This is a genomic window from Streptomyces sp. AC558_RSS880 (genome assembly GCF_019049255.1).
Taxonomy (GTDB): domain Bacteria; phylum Actinomycetota; class Actinomycetes; order Streptomycetales; family Streptomycetaceae; genus Streptomyces.
The window spans coordinates 1-1,838 of sequence record NZ_JAGMUJ010000095.1 but is presented as its reverse complement, the minus strand read 5'-3'; the positions used below and the strand labels follow the sequence as shown (position 1 = coordinate 1,838).

Annotated in this window: 2 protein-coding genes; both read right to left on the bottom strand. The window is 66.5% G+C overall.

Going from position 1 to position 1,838, the window contains the following annotated elements:
- Positions 1-172 precede the first annotated feature (172 nt).
- The gene (locus KUM38_RS27630; RefSeq protein WP_217133038.1) at positions 173-655 is read right to left on the bottom strand and encodes a GNAT family N-acetyltransferase; all 483 of its coding nucleotides are present in this window, start codon (positions 653-655) and stop codon (positions 173-175) included.
- A 176-nt stretch (positions 656-831) separates the two neighbouring features.
- Positions 832-1,706 (bottom strand): IS5 family transposase gene (locus tag KUM38_RS27625; protein ID WP_374227088.1). Its coding sequence is split into 2 segments (ribosomal slippage): positions 832-1,349 and positions 1,349-1,706, totalling 876 coding nucleotides; the frame shifts between segments, so codons are not numbered across the junction.
- Between the last annotated feature and the right edge of the window lie 132 nt (positions 1,707-1,838).

Below are 1,838 nucleotides of genomic sequence, written 5' to 3'. Positions count from 1 at the left end.
AGCGAGCAACTCCCGTGGTCCTTCCTCACCCACACCGGCCTGATCATTCACCCCTCACCACCACAGAACTAACGAAAAACTCAGTAGGGCGTGTATCGGAAGTGGAATTGGATGGGTACTCGCCGAGCCCGGGACGGGTGTGTGATGGCACCCGTCCCGGAGGGGTTTCGGCTCAGAGCTGTCGGTAGTAGACCGCGACCGGGAGCGGGGTGCACCCGAGCCTCTCGTACAGGGCCCTGGCGGGTGCGTGGAAGGGGTCTCCTCCGGTACCGATCTCGACTACCTCGGCTCCGAGGGTTCGCATCTTTTCGAAGGCGTGCTCGCACAGGGCGGTGCCCACATGGTGTCTGCGGTGCTTGGCCGAGACGGCGAGGATCGTGACACTGCCGTTCCTGCGAGCCGGGTCGACGCTCCACGCCACGTAGCCCGCGATGCCGTCCTCGGCCTCGGCGACCGCGACGTACGTGTGCCGCTCGGGTGCATGGAGTTCGGCGACCTGCTTGCGGTAGTCGTCGCGCCAGTTGCCGTGCTGGTTGGCGAAGACGGCCTCGCCCACCAAGGGCCGGAAGGAGTCCTCGTAGAACGGCCGGAACGTCTCGATGGTCAGTTCGGTCAGTGGTGCCAGGTCGTGCTGAGTGAACGCGCGAATGAGCATGGAAGTGCGCCTTTCGGGCTGAGGGCTTGATACCCGGGACAAAGAAGGGCATCGGTCGGCCCGCTCCCGGCCGATGGGATCGGCGGTGAGCCGGGCCCTCAGTGACGCGTGCGCCAAGCGGCAAAGCACTCCATGGCCCGCATTATAGCGTCCAGGGCATATGTCGAACGTGCCGGTCAGAGCCACTCATTGATGGCCGCGACGAGAACGGTCGCCTCGTAACGGACCGCAAGCTTGTCGTACCTCGTGGCCACGGCGCGGTGCCTCTTGAGGCGGTTGATGCCACATTCCACCGCGTGCCGGGCCTTGTAGTCCTCCGGGTCGAACTTCGGCGGACGGCCGCCGCAGGAGCCAAGTTTCTTGCGGTTGCGGACCTGATCGGCCTTGTCCGGAATGGTGCAGGGGAGGCCACGATGACGCAGATAGGCGCGGTTCTTGCGGGAGGCGTACGCCTTGTCGGCGCGCACCCGCCTGGGCCGGGTGCGTGGCCTGCCCGGCCCCAGCCGCGGGACCCTGATGCGGCTCAGGACGACCTCGAACTGCGGGGAGTCCCCGCGCTGTCCTGCCGTGATCACGATCGACATGGGCTTCTGGCCCTGCTCGACGGCCAGGTGCAGCTTGGTGGTAAGGCCGCCGCGCGAGCGGCCGAGCCCGTGATCGTCCGGTTCGACGGCGACCCCGCCGGGCGGCTCCTTCTGCAGGTCCCCCTTTTCCGTGCCCCGGCGGCGTGCTGATGGGCCCGGCAGACCGTGGAGTCGACGTTGATATCCCAGGTGATCAGGTCTTTCGCGTCGGCCCGGGCCTGGAGCTGGGTGAAGATGCGCTGCCAGGTGCCGTTCCGCTGCCAGCGCCGGAACAGGTCGTACACCCGGCCCCACGGCCCGTATTGCTCGGGCAAGTCCCGCCACGGGACGCCGGTGCGGACCCGGAACCGTATGCCGTCGATCAGCTGCCGCCGGCTCCATTTCGGCGGCCGGCCCGGCTTCTTTCCCTTTGGCAGCAGCGGCTCGAGCACCGCCCACTGCTCGTCCGTCAGGTCTCCTCGCGCCACAAACCAAGATCATCCCACGCTCAAGATCCACTTTCGATACACGCCCTACTGAGTTTTTCGTTAGTTCTGTGGTGGTGAGGGGTGAATGATCAGGCCGGTGTGGGTGAGGAAGGACCACGGGAGTTGCTCGCT

Bases quoted from the DNA above. Each gene is read 5' to 3' on its own strand.
- KUM38_RS27630 (WP_217133038.1), bottom strand. From the start codon at position 655: ATGCTCATTCGCGCGTTCACTCAGCACGACCTGGCACCACTGACCGAA.